16 protein-coding genes are annotated in these 16,901 nt (G+C 69.7%); 7 read left to right on the forward strand and 9 right to left on the reverse strand.

Annotation, left to right across the window (positions count from 1 at the left end):
- Positions 1-29: 29 nt before the first annotated feature.
- Complete coding sequence (locus ASD66_RS02840) at positions 30-914, reverse strand: GNAT family N-acetyltransferase (protein WP_235529943.1); 885 nt, start codon at positions 912-914, stop codon at positions 30-32.
- A 210-nt stretch (positions 915-1,124) separates the two neighbouring features.
- On the opposite strand from ASD66_RS02840, the gene ASD66_RS02845 reads away from it, so the two are divergent.
- Both ASD66_RS02845 and ASD66_RS02850 read left to right on the forward strand, forming a co-directional pair.
- Positions 1,125-2,261, forward strand: a complete 1,137-nt coding sequence (locus ASD66_RS02845; protein WP_056889980.1) for an endonuclease/exonuclease/phosphatase family protein — start codon at positions 1,125-1,127, stop codon at positions 2,259-2,261.
- Between the two features lie 61 nt (positions 2,262-2,322).
- The gene (locus ASD66_RS02850; protein ID WP_056889981.1) at positions 2,323-3,858 is read left to right on the forward strand and encodes a hypothetical protein; all 1,536 of its coding nucleotides are present in this window, start codon (positions 2,323-2,325) and stop codon (positions 3,856-3,858) included.
- A gap of 110 nt (positions 3,859-3,968) precedes the next feature.
- On the opposite strand, the gene groL is transcribed toward ASD66_RS02850, so the two are convergent.
- From groL to ASD66_RS02865, 3 genes are all read right to left on the reverse strand, one after another.
- Positions 3,969-5,591, reverse strand: a complete 1,623-nt coding sequence (groL, locus tag ASD66_RS02855; RefSeq protein ID WP_056681627.1) for a chaperonin GroEL — start codon at positions 5,589-5,591, stop codon at positions 3,969-3,971.
- A gap of 125 nt (positions 5,592-5,716) precedes the next feature.
- Positions 5,717-6,010 (reverse strand): co-chaperone GroES, encoded by a 294-nt coding sequence (gene groES / locus ASD66_RS02860; RefSeq protein ID WP_056681628.1) that lies wholly within the window; start codon positions 6,008-6,010, stop codon positions 5,717-5,719.
- Positions 6,011-6,207: 197 nt separating this feature from the next.
- Complete coding sequence (locus ASD66_RS02865; RefSeq protein WP_056889982.1) at positions 6,208-7,290, reverse strand: hypothetical protein; 1,083 nt, start codon at positions 7,288-7,290, stop codon at positions 6,208-6,210.
- A 123-nt stretch (positions 7,291-7,413) separates the two neighbouring features.
- Here ASD66_RS02865 and ASD66_RS02870 point away from each other — a divergent pair, with 123 nt between their 5' ends.
- Positions 7,414-8,637 (forward strand): class I SAM-dependent methyltransferase, encoded by a 1,224-nt coding sequence (locus tag ASD66_RS02870; RefSeq protein ID WP_056890547.1) that lies wholly within the window; start codon positions 7,414-7,416, stop codon positions 8,635-8,637.
- Here ASD66_RS02870 and ASD66_RS02875 read toward each other — a convergent pair.
- The 5 genes from ASD66_RS02875 to ASD66_RS02895 are packed head-to-tail and all read right to left on the reverse strand — an operon-like array spanning position 8,630 to position 12,942.
- Positions 8,630-9,661, reverse strand: a complete 1,032-nt coding sequence (locus ASD66_RS02875) for a hypothetical protein (protein WP_156388513.1) — start codon at positions 9,659-9,661, stop codon at positions 8,630-8,632. The two genes, ASD66_RS02870 and ASD66_RS02875, sit on opposite strands and share 8 nt — an antisense overlap.
- A 36-nt stretch (positions 9,662-9,697) precedes the next feature.
- Positions 9,698-10,570 (reverse strand): oxygenase MpaB family protein, encoded by an 873-nt coding sequence (locus ASD66_RS02880; RefSeq protein WP_056889984.1) that lies wholly within the window; start codon positions 10,568-10,570, stop codon positions 9,698-9,700.
- Between the two features lie 18 nt (positions 10,571-10,588).
- Positions 10,589-11,197: a DUF4234 domain-containing protein gene (locus ASD66_RS24870; RefSeq protein ID WP_082599298.1), complete on the reverse strand. Its 609-nt coding sequence runs from the start codon at positions 11,195-11,197 to the stop codon at positions 10,589-10,591.
- A gap of 30 nt (positions 11,198-11,227) precedes the next feature.
- Positions 11,228-11,836, reverse strand: coding sequence for an MBL fold metallo-hydrolase (locus ASD66_RS02890; RefSeq protein ID WP_056889985.1), 609 nt, complete (start codon positions 11,834-11,836; stop codon positions 11,228-11,230).
- Entirely contained in the window at positions 11,836-12,942 is a 1,107-nt protein-coding gene (locus tag ASD66_RS02895) for an S-(hydroxymethyl)mycothiol dehydrogenase (RefSeq protein WP_056889986.1), read from the reverse strand. The genes ASD66_RS02890 and ASD66_RS02895 overlap by 1 nt, the downstream gene beginning before the upstream one ends.
- Positions 12,943-12,982: 40 nt before the next feature.
- On the opposite strand from ASD66_RS02895, the gene ASD66_RS02900 reads away from it, so the two are divergent.
- The 4 genes from ASD66_RS02900 (at position 12,983) to ASD66_RS02915 (ending at position 16,656) form a co-directional block, all read left to right on the forward strand.
- On the forward strand, positions 12,983-13,642 hold the full coding sequence (locus ASD66_RS02900) for a VOC family protein (RefSeq protein WP_056890548.1): 660 nt from the start codon (positions 12,983-12,985) through the stop codon (positions 13,640-13,642).
- Between the two features lie 4 nt (positions 13,643-13,646).
- Positions 13,647-14,816 (forward strand): DUF4185 domain-containing protein, encoded by a 1,170-nt coding sequence (locus tag ASD66_RS02905; RefSeq protein ID WP_056889987.1) that lies wholly within the window; start codon positions 13,647-13,649, stop codon positions 14,814-14,816.
- An 83-nt stretch (positions 14,817-14,899) separates the two neighbouring features.
- A complete protein-coding gene (locus tag ASD66_RS02910; RefSeq protein ID WP_056681635.1) occupies positions 14,900-15,442 on the forward strand; it encodes a SigE family RNA polymerase sigma factor in 543 nt (180 codons plus the stop codon).
- Positions 15,439-16,656 (forward strand): hypothetical protein, encoded by a 1,218-nt coding sequence (locus tag ASD66_RS02915; RefSeq protein ID WP_056889988.1) that lies wholly within the window; start codon positions 15,439-15,441, stop codon positions 16,654-16,656. Before ASD66_RS02910 ends, ASD66_RS02915 begins: the two co-directional genes overlap by 4 nt.
- The last annotated feature ends 245 nt before the right edge of the window (positions 16,657-16,901 follow it).

Consider the following 16,901-nt stretch of genomic DNA (forward strand, 5'->3'; position numbering starts at 1 on the left):
ACATCGTATCGACACGCCGAAGCAACCACCTAAGCCGGGAGCGGCTTGAGATCGTGCACCGGGATCCGGACGGTCAACACGTCGGCCGACATCCGGATCCGGCCCTTGAGCCCGGCCGCCAGGACCATCGGCAGCACGGCCTGGTTGTCCACCCGCGTGGTCAGCACGACATCGTGGATGCCATTGGCGTTGGCGAGGCGACCGACGTCGATGAGCAGCCGGGTGCCGATCCCCCGACGCTGCCATGCAGGGTCCACCCGCAGGCTCACCGGAACCGCGCCATCGGGTCCGGCGACCCCGAGACTGGCCACGGCGACGACAGTGCCCTCCACCCGGGCGGTGACCACACCCTCCTCGACGACGTACGCCGGGTTGGCGCCGCCGCCGAGACGCCGACTCGGGTTCGGCCGCAGCGGCGAGACCTCGAGCCGGCCGCGGGCCAGCACGTCACTGACCAGGTCGGCCATCGCAGAACCGCGGGCGTGCTCGGTCGCGGTGAACGGCGCCGTACGCCGTACCTGCACCTGGACCTCGCCGACCTGCATCTCCATCACGTCCTGCACCACGGCGAGTGCGTCCTCCGCCGGGTCGGACTCGGCGTCGAACAACCGCGCGACCACCTCGGGGAAGGCCGCGGGCTGGGCCAGGATCGTGCGGGCCGCCTGCACGTACCGGGCCGGCTGGTCGACCAGGGCCTGTTCGGTGCACGGCGCACCCGAGACCGACTCGCCCCCGGAGCTCTCGACGAGCTCCGCGATGTCGGGCAGGCCCCAGTGGTCGGGGCAGCGCAGCACCAGCTCGTCGGTCACCGACTCGATGCCGGGGAAGATCTGGAGGCCCATGATGTTGACGCCCTGGTCGCCGCAGTTGGCGGCCAGGACGGCCAGGGCTCCGGGGCGGTCGGGCAGGGTCATGCGAACGCGCCACAACATGACGGTCCCCCTCTCGTTCAGATGTCTGGTCCCGGGGCGCCACGCCGTCGGGGCGCCCCGGGAGGACCCAGCATGACCCGGCGATGTTGCCCGGTTGATGCGCGCTTGTTTCGCCGAGGAAAACGCCACCCGACGCCATTCCCCGGGCCGTGAGGGGATATCATTCTGCCTGGCTTTTCCGGGGGGACACACATGCCGATCATTCGCGTCGCCGTTGCAGGCGCGCTCGCCGTACTGCTCACCGTGCCGGCGCTCTTCTCGGCCCTGTTCTCGAGCGAGGCGGCCCGCGGCCACGCCGAGCTCGGCCACCCCATGACCGTGATGACGCGCAACCTGTTCCTCGGGACCGACGTGTTCCCGATCTTCGCGGCAGCCCAGGCAGCAGGATCGCCAAGGGCGAGGATCGATGCCACCGCCCGCGCGATGCACGAGGTGCGGAGCCTCGTCGCGACGACCCGGTTCCGGACCCGGGCCCGTCTCATCGCCGCCGAGATCGCCCGCCACGACCCCGACCTGGTCGGACTCCAGGAGGTGGCCCTGTGGCGCAGCGGGCCACGGGAGCCCGACCTCGTGGGCGTGCCGAACGCAGTCTCGGTCGATCTCGACTTCCTGCGGATCCTGATGGCGGAGCTCGATTCCCTCGACCACGACTACCTCGTGGTCAGCTCCCTGGGCGAGCTGGACCTGGAGTTTCCTGGCTACCGCACGAGGTCGGAACCCGGTCGTGACGTCCGGCTGACCCTGCGGGACGTCGTGCTCGTGCGCGTACGCGACGGGCTCACCGTCGTCGACCGGGGCAGGGAGCACTTCACCTCCCGCGTCCGGATGCGGCTACCCGGCCGCCTCGTCGACTTCACCCGGGGCCACACCTGGGTCGACGTGGAGAACGCCGGGCAACGGGTTCGCTTCATCAACACCCACCTCGAGGTCGGCGACCCGCGTGTGGGACGCAACCAGGTCCGCGAACTGCTCGACGGACCGGCCGCGAGCCGCGGACCGGTCGTGGTCGTCTGCGACTGCAACTCCGACCCGATGGCAGGGCGCCGTTCGATGCCCTACCGCGGGCTCACCGGAGCCGGCTTCGTCGACACGTGGCTCACCGTGCCGTCCGGCGGCCCCGGCCACACGTGCTGTACGGCGAGCAACCTGCTCGACGACGGGCCGGGCGTGATGGACCACCGCCTCGACTTCGTCTTCGCCCGGAGCCGGCGCGGAGTGGTCGCCGACCGGGGAACTGTGCTGGGAGCCACCGGCGCGGCACGCGACGAGGTCACCGGATTGTGGCCCTCCGACCACGCCGGCGTCCTGGTCCGACTGGTCGACAGGTGACCTCGCCCACGACCCGGCATGGGTCGGACGCCCGGCGGTGCCGGGGTGGCAGGGTGTTCCCATGACGACTCCGACGCGCTGGAGCGTGCCCGAGGTCGGCACCAAGCGACTGGTGGGCGGCGCCGCGGTGCTCGCGATGCTCCTCAGGTTCCCGGGAATGCTGTGGCCGATCCGCCCCGACGAGGCGGGATTCACCCTCGTCGCCCGTGCCTGGCACCCCGAGCCGGACAGCCTCTACGGCACCTACTGGGTGGACCGCCCTCCGCCGCTGATCGCGCTGATCAAGCTCTCCGACATGATCGGCGGGCCGCTCTTCATCCGGGTCGTCGCCGCCCTGGGGTGTGCCCTCCTGGTGGTCGCGGCCGCGCGTACGGCGTACCTCGTGGCCGGTGAGCGTTCGGCGCGCTGGACGGCGGTGGTGACCGCCGCGGTGACCACCAACACGATGATCGACTCGGTCGCGGCCAAGGGCGAGATCCTCGGCATCCCGATCGTGGTCACCAGCTTCTGGCTCGCCCTCGAGGCACTGCGCCTGCTCGATGCCGCACCACGCAAGGCGATCCTGCTCGCCGGGGGTGCCGGCCTGCTCGGCATGCTGGCGATCGGGCTCAAGCAGAACATGGCCACCGGCCTGGCCTTCGGCGGCGTCGTGCTGCTCACCTCGGCGGTGCGCAAGGAGATCAGCTGGCCCGACTTCGGCCGGCTCGCCGGCGCTGCACTGGCCGGCGCGGCGATCCCCCTCGGCCTGACGATCGCCTGGTGCCTCGCCTACGGCGTACACCTGGAGACCCTCTGGTACGCCGTCTACGGCTTCCGGTCCCACGCTCTCGACGTGATCTCCAACGAGTCGGCGGGAGCCCCCTTGGGCCGGGCCCGGCAGCTGGCGATCATCTTCGTGGCCACCGGCATGGCCTTCATCATCGCGTGGTTCCTGGTCAACATCCGGCACGCCTGGCGCACCCATCCGGCGGTGACGTTGGCCGCGCTCGCCGTGCTCGTCGTCGACGGCGCCGGCGTCGTCCTGGGCGGCAGCTACTGGCGCCCCTACCTGCTCGGCATCGTGCCGACCGTGGTGCTGTGTGCCGCGTTGGTGGCCGGCGCCCCCGGAGTGCGCGGTCGGGTGATGCAGTTCCTGGTCGGGATCGCGGCGCTCTCGTGCCTGGTCTCGATCGTCGGCTGGGTGGCCAAGAGCGCGTCCGGTGCCGAGCCGCCCACGGAGATCTACACCGGCCAGGCGATCAAGCGCGTCTCCGAGCCCGGCGACACCATCGTGGTCTACGGCGGCCGCTCCGACATCGTGTTCGCGTCGGGCCTCAGCTCGCCGTACGAACACCTGTGGAGCCTGCCGATGCGCGGCAACGACCCCGACCTCAGCGAGCTGATGTCGCTGATGCGCAGCGACCGGGCGCCGACGTGGTTCGTCGGCTGGGTCGACTTCGACTCGTGGAACGGTGTCGGCCAGCCGAAGCTCGAGGCGTTGCTTGCCGAGCGCTACGAGCGCCACGGCGAGGCCTGTGGCGATCACCCGATCTGGGTGCTGAAGAGCGTCGACCGCGACGTGCCCGTCCCCGACTGCGAGCACCCCTGGCGCTGGTGACCGCAGGACGCCCCGCACGACGTCCTGCACACCGGACGACGAACGGCCCGCCACCCCGTGAGGGGTGACGGGCCGCCGTGGCAAACCGATGAAGCTGTGCAACCGATGAATCAGTGACCGTGGCCGTGCCCGTGGCCAGCGGCCGGGGCGTCGTCCTCTTCTTCGGGCTTCTCGACGATCAACGTCTCGGTCGTGAGCAGCATGCCCGCGATCGAGGTGGCGTTGACCAGCGCGGAGCGGGTCACCTTGACCGGGTCGAGCACGCCCTGGGCGACCAGGTCGCCGTACTCGCCGGTGGCGGCGTTGTAGCCGTTGCCGACACCGAGCTCGCGGACCTTGGTGGTGACGACGTAGCCGTTGACACCGCCGTTCTCGGCGATCCAGCGCAGCGGCTCGTCGGCGGACTTGCGCACGATGCGCACGCCGGCCGCCTCGTCACCGGTGAGGCCGAGGTCCTTCTCCAGCACGGAGACCGCGTGGATCAGGGCCGAGCCACCGCCGGGGACGATGCCCTCTTCGATGGCCGCACGCGTCGCGGACACAGCGTCTTCGATGCGGTGCTTCTTCTCCTTGAGCTCCACCTCGGTGGCGGCGCCGACCTTGATCACGCACACGCCACCGGCCAGCTTCGCGAGACGCTCCTGGAGCTTCTCGGTGTCCCAGTCGGAGTCGGAGTTCTCGATCTCGGCCTTGATCTGGTTGACGCGGCCCTCGACGGCAGCGGCTTCGCCGGACCCGTCGATGATCGTGGTGTTGTCCTTGGTGATCACCACGCGACGCGCCTGGCCGAGCACCTCGAGGCCGACCTGGTCGAGCTTGAGGCCGATCTCGGGGGCGACGACCTGGCCACCGGTGAGGATCGCGATGTCCTCGAGCATGGCCTTGCGACGGTCACCGAACGCGGGAGCCTTGACGGCGACCGCGTTGAAGGTGCCGCGGATCTTGTTCACGACCAGGGTCGAGAGCGCCTCGCCGTCGACGTCCTCGGCGAGGATGAAGAGCGGCTTGCCCGCGGCGATGACCTTCTCCAGCAGCGGGAGCAGGTCCGCGATCGCGGAGATCTTGCCCTGGTGCAGCAGGATGTAGGGGTCCTCAAGGACGGCTTCCATGCGCTCGGGGTCGGTCACGAAGTACTGCGAGATGTAGCCCTTGTCGAACTGCATCCCCTCGGTGAACTCGAGCTCGGTGCCCATCGTGTTGGACTCGTCGACGGTGATGACGCCGTCCTTGCCGACCTTGTCGAACGCCTCGGCGAGCAGCTCGCCGATGTGGGCGTCACGCGAGGAGATCGTGGCGACCGAGGCCATGTCCTCCTTGGAGTCGACGTCGCGCGCCGCTTCGAGCAGCGCGTTGCCGACGGCCTCGGCCGCGGCGTCCATGCCGCGCTTGAGACCCATCGGGTTGGCGCCCGCGGCAACTGCCCGCAGGCCCTCGTGCACCATCGCCTGGGCGAGCACGGTGGCGGTCGTCGTACCGTCACCGGCGACGTCGTTGGTCTTGGTGGCAACTTCCTTGGTCAGCTGCGCACCGAGGTTTTCGAACGGGTCGTCCAACTCGATCTCGCGAGCGACGGTGACACCGTCGTTCGTGATCGTCGGCGCGCCCCACTTCTTGTCGAGGACGACGTAGCGACCCTTGGGGCCCAACGTCACCTTGACCGCGTTGGCGAGCTTGTCGACGCCGCGTTCGAGCGAACGGCGGCCGTCCTCGTCGAACTGAAGAATCTTCGGCATTGCTACTCCTGTCTTGGATCTGACTCAGCTGGCGCCCGGCCGGCAAGGCGTCGGAGGGAAGGCGACCTGTGGTGCGGAGCGGTCGTCGACCGACGGCAACGCCGCCGGCCGGGATGCCAGGTGGGTCAGGAAACGATGGCGAGGACGTCGCGGGCGGACAGGATCAGGAACTCCTCGCCGCCGTACTTGACCTCGGTGCCGCCGTACTTGCTGTAGATGACCTTGTCGCCAGCGGCCACGTCGATGGCGACGCGGTTGCCGTTGTCGTCGATGCGACCCGGACCGACCGCCACGACCTCGCCCTCCTGGGGCTTCTCCTTGGCGGTGTCGGGGATGACCAGGCCTGAGGCCGTGGTCTGCTCGGCCTCGAGCTGCTTGACGATGATCCGGTCCTCGAGAGGCTTGATGTTGATCGACACTTCGGATCGACCTCCGCTTTCTCCACTTGATGAAACACACGGAACGACGGGCTCCGGGACCGGGCCCGTCGGGAAGTTTGAGCCTGCAGGCGGTACGCCGTCGCGGGGGTCGCACCAGTTGCAAGCGCTGGCACCCTCATGCCGAGAGTGCCAGAACAGACGCTAGCACTCTCCTCAATGGAGTGCCAGCAACGGGGTCAGTCCTTCTGAGCCTGCCAGCGGATCTTCCACGAGAGACGCGCCGTCAGCTCGTCCGGCGACCCCTCACCGAGCACGCTCACCGGCCAACGGCCGGCGACGTCGACCACGTGCTCCTCGTCGCCGCCCTCCGGCACGGCGAGTACGGCGACCAGCGGGTCGTCGACGTCGTGGATCGCCGCACCACCCGCGGTCTCGTTGAGGAAATAGGTCGCCGCGGGCTCCTGCCCGTCGATCCTCAGCGTGGCCCTGCCGAGGGAGTCGGCGGTGTAGACCAGGCGGCCGGCCGGTGCCTGGAACCCGACCCGGGCGGGTCGACGCCAGGCCACTCCGGCCACGAACCACTCCTTGCCCTCGGGGGCCCAGCCGAGCCCCGCGGCGTACGGCACCCGGAGCGGCACGAGCAACCGGCAGGTCGGCTCGTCGCCCTCGGAGGACAAGCCCGGCGCCCACATGGCCGGACCACAGTCGCCCCTGACCTCCTTGCCCGGCGCCGCGGCGTCGTACAACGGCGCGAAGCGGCCCGCCTCGAGGTCGCCGTCGGCGCCCACGGTCTGGGTCTCGCCGTCGACCGTGACGCGCAGGAACAGCTCCTCAGGGGTGCCGTCGACCGCCACATAGACCGTTCGCGGCCCCAGCACCAGACCATCCCTCGGCTGCAGGCCGTCACCGAAGCCGGTGAGGGGGTATTCGGCGCCGTCCGCGACGAGGGTGAGCTCGGGCACCGGGAACGTGGCGCCGACCTTCGTCGTCGGCACGGCGCGCACCCCCTCCGCCCGGAGCTCGACGACCACCGGCACGAACGAGCCGCCCTCGGGCGGGCGTACGTCGGGGGTGCTGGCCAGCTTCGTCGCAGGCAGGTCGTCCACGGGATCACCCAGGCGCAGCCGGGCAATTGCCCAGGGCAGCGCCAGGGGCACCGAGTCGGGCGTCACGTCGTCGGGCGCCATCGGCAGCACCTGCCCGACCTCCGCACGCGCACGGGTGTCGCGGTTGGTCCACCAGATCGTGCCCACGATCGCCACCAGGACCACCAGGCAGACGGCCAGCCAGACCTTCGTCGCCCTCGTCAGTTTCGCCATGCCGCTCCCTCGCTCCAGGGAGCCCGCTCCCTCTCCTCCGGGGAGAACTGTGGCACGAGATCTCCGTTTCGTCCCGAAGAGTCCGTGCTCGGTGACCCGGCACCGGCCTGCCAGACTGCGGGCATGGATCTCGATGCCTTCCGCTGGCTGCTGACCGACGACGGACAGCGCCTGCTGGACCGGGCTTCTCACGCGTACGCCGACCACGACGGCGACCCCGTGCGCTCAGCCGCCACCGTCCGCAAGATCGAGTCGGACCCCGACCGCGCCGCCGCCGCCCTCACCCAGGTGGGCCTGCGGATCAAGGCGGTGCCGAAGTTCGGCGACGACGCCGTGCGCATGTACTTCACCCCGGACGCCCTCGAGCAGGCCACCCGCACCCGGGTCGCCACCCATCGTGCGGCCCGACTCGCCGCGGCCGCTCCGGAGAGCGTGATCGACCTGGGGTGCGGCATCGGCGGCGACCTGATCGCGTTCGCCCGTGCGGGACTGACCGTGGCCGGGGTCGACCTCGACCCGGTGCGGGTGGCGGTCGCCGAGGCCAACCTGGCCGCACTCGGGCTGCCCGGCGCGGTCCAGGTCGCCGACGGGACGACCCTGGACCTCTCCGGCTTCGGTGCGGTCTTCGCCGATCCCGCGCGTCGTGGTGCACGGGGCCGGGTCTTCGACGCCGAGGGCTGGACTCCCCCGTGGTCGTTCGTCACCTCTTTGCTCGGGCGCGCGTCCGTCGTCAAGGTCGCCCCCGGCATCCCGCACGACCTGGTGCCAGACTCCGTCGAGGCGGAGTGGGTCAGCGAGGCCGGTGAGGTCAAGGAGGCCGCCCTCTGGTCGTCGTACCTCGCCACGGCCCGGCGCCGGGCCACGGTGATCGGCAGCGGCGGCCTGGCCTCGATCACCGAGGAGGACGACCCGTACGACGGCCGCGAGCGACCGGTGCGCCAGCTCGGCGCGTTCCTCTACGAGCCTGACGGCGCGGTGATCCGGGCCGGCCTGGTCACCGCGGTCGCGGCCGGTGTCGACGGCGGGCTGCTCGACGAGCACATCGCCTACGTCACCTCCGACACGTCGTTCCGCTCGCCGTTCGCCCGCGGCTACCAGGTGCTCGAGACGCTCCCCTACCGCGAGAAGCCACTCAAGGCCGCACTCCGCGAACGCGGCATCGGGCGACTCACCATCAAGAAGCGCGGCGTCGACGTGGTGCCCGAACAGCTGCGCAAGCGCCTGGACCTGCACGGCGAGCAGGAGGCGACGCTGGTGATGACCCGCGTCGCCGGCGAGGGCACGGCCCTGCTGGTGCAGCCCTTCGGGCAGGGCACCGACTCACCCGCGATGCCGTTGATCAGGTGAAGCGCACGTCGATGGCGCGCTTGAGCGTGTAGTCGACCCTGGGCGCACCCGATCCGGAGTCCTCGGGCACGCCGCTGTAGGTGAGGCGGAGCCTCAGGGTCGCGTCGTCCGTGTCGTCCGCGACCCGGAAGAGCAGCCAGCGCGTGTCGTAGACGGTCATGTCGTCGGTGCGTGACTGGATCTGGTTGAAGTCACCGTCGAACATGGCCCTCGGTGCCTTCCCGTCGAGCGTGTACGTCGGCTCGCCGTACTCGGTCTGCCGCTGCACGTACTGGCCCTGGTGATCGCCGGAGAAGTAGCCGTTGATCTCGACGGTGACCCTGGCCAGCACCCACTTCGAACCCCGGGGCGCCCATCCGGTGCTCCCGGCCGGCTGGAACCACGGCACCGGGTCGAGCACCTCGACCTGGCACTCCCCGCCACTGAACTCCGCGCCCTGACTGGCGCGCACTCCCTGGTAGGGCGCGCAGTGGTGGTCGGTCAGGTGCGGCAGCGTGCCGTCGTAGACGTCGCCGTCGAAGGACTTCATTACCTGGTCGTAGGGGTCGATGCTGATCTCTCGGCCGTCGAACTCGGCGGCCAGCCGGATCTCCGCATCCTCGGGGACCGCCACGACCCACGAATAGCTGCTCTCACCGTCGAGCATCGCCCGCTTGCCGTCGTACTCGAGCCAGAACCGCACTTGCTCGTTGCCCTGCGGCTGGAGCATCCAGACGTCGCCGTCCATGCGATGCCTGGCGTAGCCGACGTCGACGAACGCACGGCCGTCGGCGGCCTTGGGCGACACCTCCTCCCCCACCACGGCGGCCGGTCGGCCGGTCTCCTCGTGCGGGCTGCTCACCACGAAGTCGTAGCTCCCGACGGGCAGGACCACGTCGACGGGGTGGCCCTCGACCTCACCGGCGACCGCGAACACCTCGCCGACCCGGGCGTCCCGCTCGCCGTCGTCGAACGGAGTGCTGGAGCACCCCGAGACGAGCGGGATGAGGACGGCAGCCACCAATGTGGCGATGTGAGCGCGCATGGCCGCCTCCTACCCCGCTCACATGCCTTCAACCGCTCAGGCCGCCGGCAGCTCCATCGTGCGGCCACCGCGCTGGATGATGCGACGCTCGGTGCGGCTGACCAGCCGGAAGAGACCGGTGTTGCGGCCCAGCCTCACCTGATCGGGGACGACGCGGTGCGAGGCCCGCACGCCCGCGGTGATGCCGGCGTACGCCGCCGCGTGGGCCGGTGTCCAGGACAGCCCGAACGCCTTGCGCACGCGCTCGGGCAGCATGCCGCGGACCACCAGGTTGGTGCCGGTGATGCCGGGACGGAGTTGGATCGGCACGGGCATGTCGAGGGCGATCGCCCGGCCCACGACGCGGGCCTCGTCGGTGACGTGGAAGTCGGGGCCGGCCAACTGGGCCTGCATCCAGGCCTCGAAGTCGGCCGCGGTCTCCGGCGCCACGGAGCGCGGCATGCCGAACAGCTCGCCGAAGCGCACCCAGTCGGCCCAGAGCCGCTCCTTCTCGTCGGCTCCGAGCGGCCGGACGAGGGCCTCGAACGCGACCCGCGAGGAGTCCGCGAGCATCGCCATGGTCCAGAGCATGAGCTCCGGGTCGAACGCGTCGTACGGCGTGCCGGCGGGAAAGTTGCCCTCGTCACGGTCGAGGGTGCCCTTCACCTTCGTGTGCATCTGGTGCACCATCGCCAGCACCCGGTCGGCCTCGGCGCGGTCGCCGAAGAAGATCGACTCGAACGCCTCGGCCGTCGCGGAGAGCCGCATGAAGGGCCGTTCCTTCGCGTTCGTCGAGGCGCTGGTGCCCACGTAGGGCACGGGATGGGTGGCGCCGATGATCAGCGCGCGTTGTCCGTAGGTCTGACCCACGGCTCGATGCTCCTGCACGTGGCGGAGCATCGAGCCGTGCGGAAAGTAGCCGTCCGCCATGGGACGACTCTAGCCAGATCAGGAGGCCGGTTGGGCGCCCTGCGAGATCCAGTACTCGTTGAGCGCGCCGTTCATCTTCACGAACCAGACGATCCCGCCGACCAGTGGCAGCAGGATCCACAGCCCGGTCATCGCGTTGACCTTCTCCTCGAGGCCGCGGCTCTGGCGGGCCTTGCCGACCTCGCCGGCGAGCAGGAACGGCGTGACGAAGCCGACGAAGATGGTCAGGAGCAGGCCGACGAGGCCACCGAGGCCCTGTCCGGTGTTCTGCTTCAGCTCTTCGTAGGTCTTGTAGTAGTAGACGAAACCGTAGATGCCGCAGGTGACCAGCATCAGCAGGATCGTGATGCCGGTGCCACGCACGGTGCCGACCGGCCCGGGGCCGCCGTACATCTGCTGGCCCTGGTAGCCGGCCGCGTACGCCGGCTGGCCGTACTGCTCGGGCTGGCCGTACTGCTGCTGCGGGTCGGGTTGACCGTACTGCTGCCCGGGCTGCGGCTGGCCGTACTGGGGCTGGCCGTACTGGGGCTGCTCGGGCTGGCCGTACTGCTCGGGCTGGCCGTACGGCGGCTGGCCGGGCTGTTCGGGCTGGCCGAACTCGGGGCCCTGTGGGTTCTGGTCAGACATGGATGATCCTCTTCGGGTCAGGGTGCGTGATCAGGACAGGTTTGCCCTCTCGGCGCCGATCGTCGTGTCGTCGCCGTGGCCAGTGTGCACAACTGTGTCGTCCGGTAAACCGAACAGCCTGGACTTGATGGATTCCTCCAGCAACGGCCGGTCGCTGAACGAACGACCTGTCGCGCCCGGGCCGCCGTTGAAGAGCGTGTCGCCGGAGAAGAGGCAGCCCAGCTCCTCGACGTACACGCAGACCGCGCCGGGAGCGTGCCCCGGAGTGTGGATGACGCGCAACGTGGTGCCGGCCACGACGATCTCCTGCTCGTCGGACAGGTCCACGTCCCACAGCTCGTCGGTGTGGGTGAGCTCCCACAGCGGGCGGTCGTCGGGGTGCAGCAGGATCGGCGCGGGTACGGCGTCGCGCAGCGCCGGCGCCATCCGCACGTGGTCGTCGTGGGCGTGGGTGCAGAGGATCGCCTTGAGCGTGCGGTCGCCGATGACGGCCCGGATCGCGTCGACGTCGTGGGGTGCGTCGATCACGATGCACTCGGTGTCGTCGCCGATCACCCAGACGTTGTTGTCGACGTCGAAGGTCTCGCCGTCGAGGGAGAACGTGCCGGACACGACGGCGTGGTCGATGCGCGCAGCCACTAGAGGATCACCACCGAGCGGAGCACGTCACCGGTGTGCATCCGGTCGAAGGCGGCTTCGACGTCGTCGAGACCGATCTCCTCGGTGACGAACGCGTCCAGGTCAAGGCGACCCTGCTGGTAGAGGTCGACCAGCATCGGGAAGTCACGGCTCGGCAGGCAGTCGCCGTACCAGCTGGACTTCAGCGCGCCGCCACGGCCGAACACGTCGATAAGCGGGATCTCGGGGATCAACATGTCGGGCGTCGGCACGCCCACGAGGACCACGGTGCCCGCGAGGTCGCGCGCGTAGAACGCCTGCTTCCACGTCTCGGGGCGGCCGACGGCGTCGATCACCACGTCGGCACCGTTGCCGTCGGTGAGCTCCTGGATCGCGGCCACCGGGTCGATGCCCTTCGAGTTCACCGTGTGGGTGGCGCCCATGTTCTTTGCCCACTCGAGCTTCTTGTCGTCGAGGTCCACCGCGATGATCTTCGCCGCGCCGGCCAGCTTCGAACCCGCGATCGCGGCCGAACCCACGCCACCGCAGCCGATCACGGCCACCGACATGCCGCGCCCGACGTTGCCGGTGTTGATCGCCGCGCCGAGTCCGGCCATCACGCCGCACCCGAGCAGGCCGACTGCGGCGGCCCGCGCCGACGGGTCGACCTTCGTGCACTGGCCGGAATGCACCAGGGTCTTCTCGGCGAACGCACCGATCCCGAGCGCGGGGCTCAGCTCCGTGCCGTCCTCCAGGGTCATCTTCTGGGTGGCGTTGAAGGTCGAGAAGCAGTACCACGGCTCACCGCGCAGGCACGCCCGACAGGTGCCGCAGACCGCACGCCAGTTGAGGATCACGAAGTCACCCGACTCGACAGTGGCACCCTCACCGACCGCCTCGACCACCCCTGCGGCCTCGTGGCCCAGCAGGAACGGGAACTCGTCGTTGATGCCACCCTCACGGTAGTGCAGGTCGGTGTGGCAGACCCCGCACGCCTGGATCTTCACGACCGCCTCGCCCGGGCCCGGGTCCGGAACGTTGATCGTCTCCACCGAGACCGGTTCACCCTTGGCCCTGGCCACCACTGCGCGCACCTGCTGCACGTTTCCTCCTCGGATCGATGTCATCGGTGCCGACCCTAGTGGTCGGGCGTCTAGGGTGGGCGACATGAGCCTGGGCAGGTACAAGGACCTGTGCATCGACGCCACCGACGCCGCTGCCCTCGCCACCTTCTGGGGCGCCGCGCTCGGGCTCGACGTACGACGACTCGACGACGGCGACGCCCTGCTCTCCGGCGCGACGAAGGAGCAGGCCGTCTGGGTGAACACGGTGCCCGAGCCCAGGTCCGTCAAGCATCGTCTCCACGTCGACATCCACACCGGGTCGGTCTCCGACCTCGTCGACCTCGGCGCCACGGTCGTCGACGACACGTCGTTCCCCTGGACGGTGATGGCCGACCCCGAGGGCGGGGAGTTCTGCGCGTTCGTCCGCGACGAGCCTCCCGAGACTCGGATCTACGAGCTCGTCCTCGACTGTGCCGATCCTGAGCGCATTGCCACCTGGTGGGCCGGGGTCCTCGGCGGCCGCCTCGAAGGCGAGGCCGAGCAGTGGGGCCTCGAGGAGATCCCGGGCGCGCCGTTCGAGTACCTCGTCTTCGTGAAGGTCCCGGAACCGAAGTCGGCCAAGAACCGTGTGCACCTCGACCTCACCACGCCCGATCTCGGCGCCCTGACTGCCGCCGGGGCGACGGTGCTGGCCGAGCTGGAGTCCTGGACCGTGCTCGCCGACCCGGAGGGGAACGAGTTCTGCGCGTTCCCCGAGAGCTAGCCGCATGGCCTTCGACCGGACCAGGTTGCGTCTGCACCTGCTGGTCCTCGTCGTCTGCGCGTCCGTCGTGCTGTTGGCGCTCTGGGGCGGCGCCGCCATCCGCAAGGGGCTCCGGCCCGAGCCGGAGGCTCAACCCTCCGACGATGCCTCGGTGAGCTGCGTCCCGACCCATCCACCCCGCACGGTCGCCGACATCAACACGTTCGTCGGCGACACCCGACGCATTCCGGGCTTCGTCGGTGCGGACGTCGGCGCCAGTGTCGCGCTGAGTGACGGTCGCAGCCTGTGGGTCTTCGGCGACACCCTGCACGGCCCGAAGTTCAACGGCCCCAGCTTCGTGCGCAACTCCATGCTGCTGATCGGCGACGAGTGCGCCTCCGTGGTCCTGCCGGCCGACCGAGGCGCGATCGTCCCGAACCGAGAGGACGGCGTCGGCTACTGGCCGATGTCGGTCGACAAGCGGGCCCTGGACGGGCACGACCTGGTCGGCGTCGGCCTGCTCCGGGTCCAGGCCACGGGCAACGGACTCTGGGACTTCCGCATCCTGGGCAGCTCGATCGCCGAGTTCGACGTACCGGCCAACGGCACGCCTGAGCTGATGGACGTGCGCGACGTCGGCCCGGACCGGGTCGACGACACCCGGCCCACGTGGGGGGCGGCGGTCGCCGTACGCGGCGAGACCCTCTACGTCTACGGCACGGCCCATCCCGACGACGACCGCGTGCTCGGGTGGTCCCTGCACGTGGCGCGGGTCCCGCTCACCAGCCTCACCGACACGAGTGCGTGGCGCTTCTGGACCGGCACTCGATGGAGCCGCTCGGACAAGAAGCTGGCCACCCTGATCCCCGCGAAGGACGGCGTCTCACGCGTGCTGAGCGTCTTCGAGCAGGACGGCGCGTGGTACGCCGTCAGCAAGCGCAACGACGTGCTCGGCACGGACCTGGTGATCTGGAGGTCGAGGACGCCGACCGGGCCGTTCGTGGCGGGTCCGGCCGTGGCCACCATCCCGTCCGGTGAGGACGTGCTGCAGTACATGCCCCTGGCCCACCCGCACCTGCTGCCGAAACGCGGCACCGTCGTGGTCAGCTGGAGCCGCAACATCGCCGACCTCGACAGGATCGCCGAGGACCCGTCTCTCTACCGCCCAGAATTCGCCCGCGTTCCGTTGCCCTGATCGTGCAACCTTCCCCGCGCTGACCCCGTCTTGGGTGGGAAGGGACGGTGGTGACAATGATGGCAACACATGCAGGAGGTGTGATGGTCCAGGACCGCAGCTCGAGCAAGGACGCCGAGTTCAGCAGCTGGATGGCCGCACGCCAGCCGGCGCTCCTGCGCACGGCGTACCTCCTGACGGGGGAACACCACGGGGCCGAGGACCTGGTGCAGCAGACGCTGGCCAAGGTGTACCTCACGTGGGACAAGGTCAGGCAGCGTGACGCCATCGACGGCTACGCGCGCCGGATCATGGTCAACGAGAACAACTCGCTGTGGCGTCGCGCGTGGAAGAAGCGCGAGACGGTCAGTGACGAGGTGCCGGAGTGGATTCCGGCCCATGACGCGTACGACGAGGGGCAGGGTTCCGCGCTGTGGAACCTGGTCCAGACGCTTCCGCGCAAGCAGCGGGCGGCCGTCGTACTCCGCTACTACGAAGAGCTCACCGAAGCCGAGACCGCTGACATCCTCGGCGTCTCCGTCGGCACGGTGAAGTCACAGACCAGCCGGGCCCTCGCGACCCTGCGCGGGCAGGCATCCAGCCACGGCCTCACCAGCGAGGCAAGCCTCAGGGAGGAGGAGCGATGAACACCGAGAAGGAACTCACCCACGAGCTGCACGGACGGGCGGACCGCATCGACGGCTCCCCCATCTCCTTCGACCAGGTCGTCGGCCGGGCCGGACGCATCAAGCGCAACCGCCGCCTCACCACGGGCGTCGCCACCCTGGCCGCTGCCGCGATCATCGTGCCGACTGCCATGTTCGGCGGCAGCCTGTTCGACAACGACGCGGCCCCCGGGCCCGTCGCACCGGACACGCAGCAGGTGCACGACGCCGTGCTCGACCCGACACTGCCCGAGGGCGACCCGCCCAAGCTGGCGTACGTCGACGCCGACAAGCTCGTGCAGCCCGACGGCACGACCGTCGATCTCGGCAAGAACTACGGTGCCCCACGCAGGGCGGGCGACGAATACCTCGGAGCCTCTGGCTTCGAGGACGAACCCAGCATCGACGTGTTCGACCAGCAGTGGCAGGTCGTCGACTCGGTGCCCTTCATGAACGGCCCGGTCTCGTCGGCCGACGGTTCGGTAGCCGCCTGGATCGCCACCGACGGCACGGTGGTCACCCGCTTCGGTGGCCGCTCGGTCGACCTCGGCAAGGTGGAGGGTTCCTACCTGACGCCGGTCGCGATCCTGGGCCACGACTCGTGCATGGAGGTCGACGGCGGATGCCGGGTGTTCGTCAACGTGCAGGACGGCAAGCCCGTGTCGGCCGACTCCCACGGCATCGTCGACGTCGTCCCGGGTGATTTCACCAATGTCGCCGCGGTCTCGACCGACAACCTGATCGTCGGGGTGGTGACCCCCATCTCGGCCCCACCGACGGATCCCGTGTGCAGCGCGGTCTACGACGAGCAGGCGATGAAGCGGCTGTTCAAGACCTGCGACCTCGCGTTCGGTTACAGCGCGGGGTTCTCGCCGGACAACTCGCTGTTGGCCGGCTACCACTCCGACACCGACGGAGCCGGGCCGCGCTCCATGACCGTCGTGGACGCCCGCACGGGTGACAAGGTGCTCGGCATCGACCTCGACACGGCGATCGAGAAGAACACCTCGATCGTGGGAGCCGACTGGGAGGACGACGACCACCTGCTCATCCACACCGAGGGGCCGGGGACCGCCAACAAGGTGTCCACCCACAACCTCTATCGGGTTGGCCTCGACGGCAGCGTCGAGCGGTTGCTCGAGCGCGACTACGACAACGGCACGATGACGGCGCCTTGGTTGATGGTGCAGCCCTGAGCTGGTCGGACAACCAACACGTGGCGAAGGCCGCGTGATGCGCGAACCGTGTGTTCTTGATGCGCGAACACCGGGTCCTTGGTGGCTCGGTGGTTGAGGAGCTCGCACCAGCGAGCGCCTCGAAACCACCCCAGAAAATAGTTCGAAGAATCTTCTCCGGGGCCTGTGGACAACGACTTTTTGGGGTGTCGGCTGTCGGTGGTGCCTGATGCAATGGACCCATGATCGAAACCGATGCAGGAGCC

Source organism: Nocardioides sp. Root151 (genome assembly GCF_001427925.1).
Taxonomy (GTDB): domain Bacteria; phylum Actinomycetota; class Actinomycetes; order Propionibacteriales; family Nocardioidaceae; genus Nocardioides.

Excerpts from the sequence above, each read along its gene's own strand:
- ASD66_RS02840 (WP_235529943.1), bottom strand. The coding sequence starts at position 914 with ATGACCCTGCCCGACCGCCCCGGAGCCCTGGCCGTCCTGGCCGCCAAC.
- ASD66_RS02845 (WP_056889980.1), top strand. The coding sequence starts at position 1,125 with ATGCCGATCATTCGCGTCGCCGTTGCAGGCGCGCTCGCCGTACTGCTC.
- ASD66_RS02850 (WP_056889981.1), top strand. The coding sequence starts at position 2,323 with ATGACGACTCCGACGCGCTGGAGCGTGCCCGAGGTCGGCACCAAGCGA.
- groL (WP_056681627.1), bottom strand. The coding sequence starts at position 5,591 with ATGCCGAAGATTCTTCAGTTCGACGAGGACGGCCGCCGTTCGCTCGAA.
- ASD66_RS02865 (WP_056889982.1), bottom strand. The coding sequence starts at position 7,290 with ATGGCGAAACTGACGAGGGCGACGAAGGTCTGGCTGGCCGTCTGCCTG.
- ASD66_RS02870 (WP_056890547.1), top strand. The coding sequence starts at position 7,414 with ATGGATCTCGATGCCTTCCGCTGGCTGCTGACCGACGACGGACAGCGC.
- ASD66_RS02875 (WP_156388513.1), bottom strand. The coding sequence starts at position 9,661 with ATGCGCGCTCACATCGCCACATTGGTGGCTGCCGTCCTCATCCCGCTC.
- ASD66_RS02880 (WP_056889984.1), bottom strand. The coding sequence starts at position 10,570 with ATGGCGGACGGCTACTTTCCGCACGGCTCGATGCTCCGCCACGTGCAG.
- ASD66_RS24870 (WP_082599298.1), bottom strand. The coding sequence starts at position 11,197 with ATGTCTGACCAGAACCCACAGGGCCCCGAGTTCGGCCAGCCCGAACAG.
- ASD66_RS02895 (WP_056889986.1), bottom strand. The coding sequence starts at position 12,942 with ATGACATCGATCCGAGGAGGAAACGTGCAGCAGGTGCGCGCAGTGGTG.
- ASD66_RS02900 (WP_056890548.1), top strand. The coding sequence starts at position 12,983 with ATGAGCCTGGGCAGGTACAAGGACCTGTGCATCGACGCCACCGACGCC.
- ASD66_RS02905 (WP_056889987.1), top strand. The coding sequence starts at position 13,647 with ATGGCCTTCGACCGGACCAGGTTGCGTCTGCACCTGCTGGTCCTCGTC.
- ASD66_RS02910 (WP_056681635.1), top strand. The coding sequence starts at position 14,900 with ATGGTCCAGGACCGCAGCTCGAGCAAGGACGCCGAGTTCAGCAGCTGG.
- ASD66_RS02915 (WP_056889988.1), top strand. The coding sequence starts at position 15,439 with ATGAACACCGAGAAGGAACTCACCCACGAGCTGCACGGACGGGCGGAC.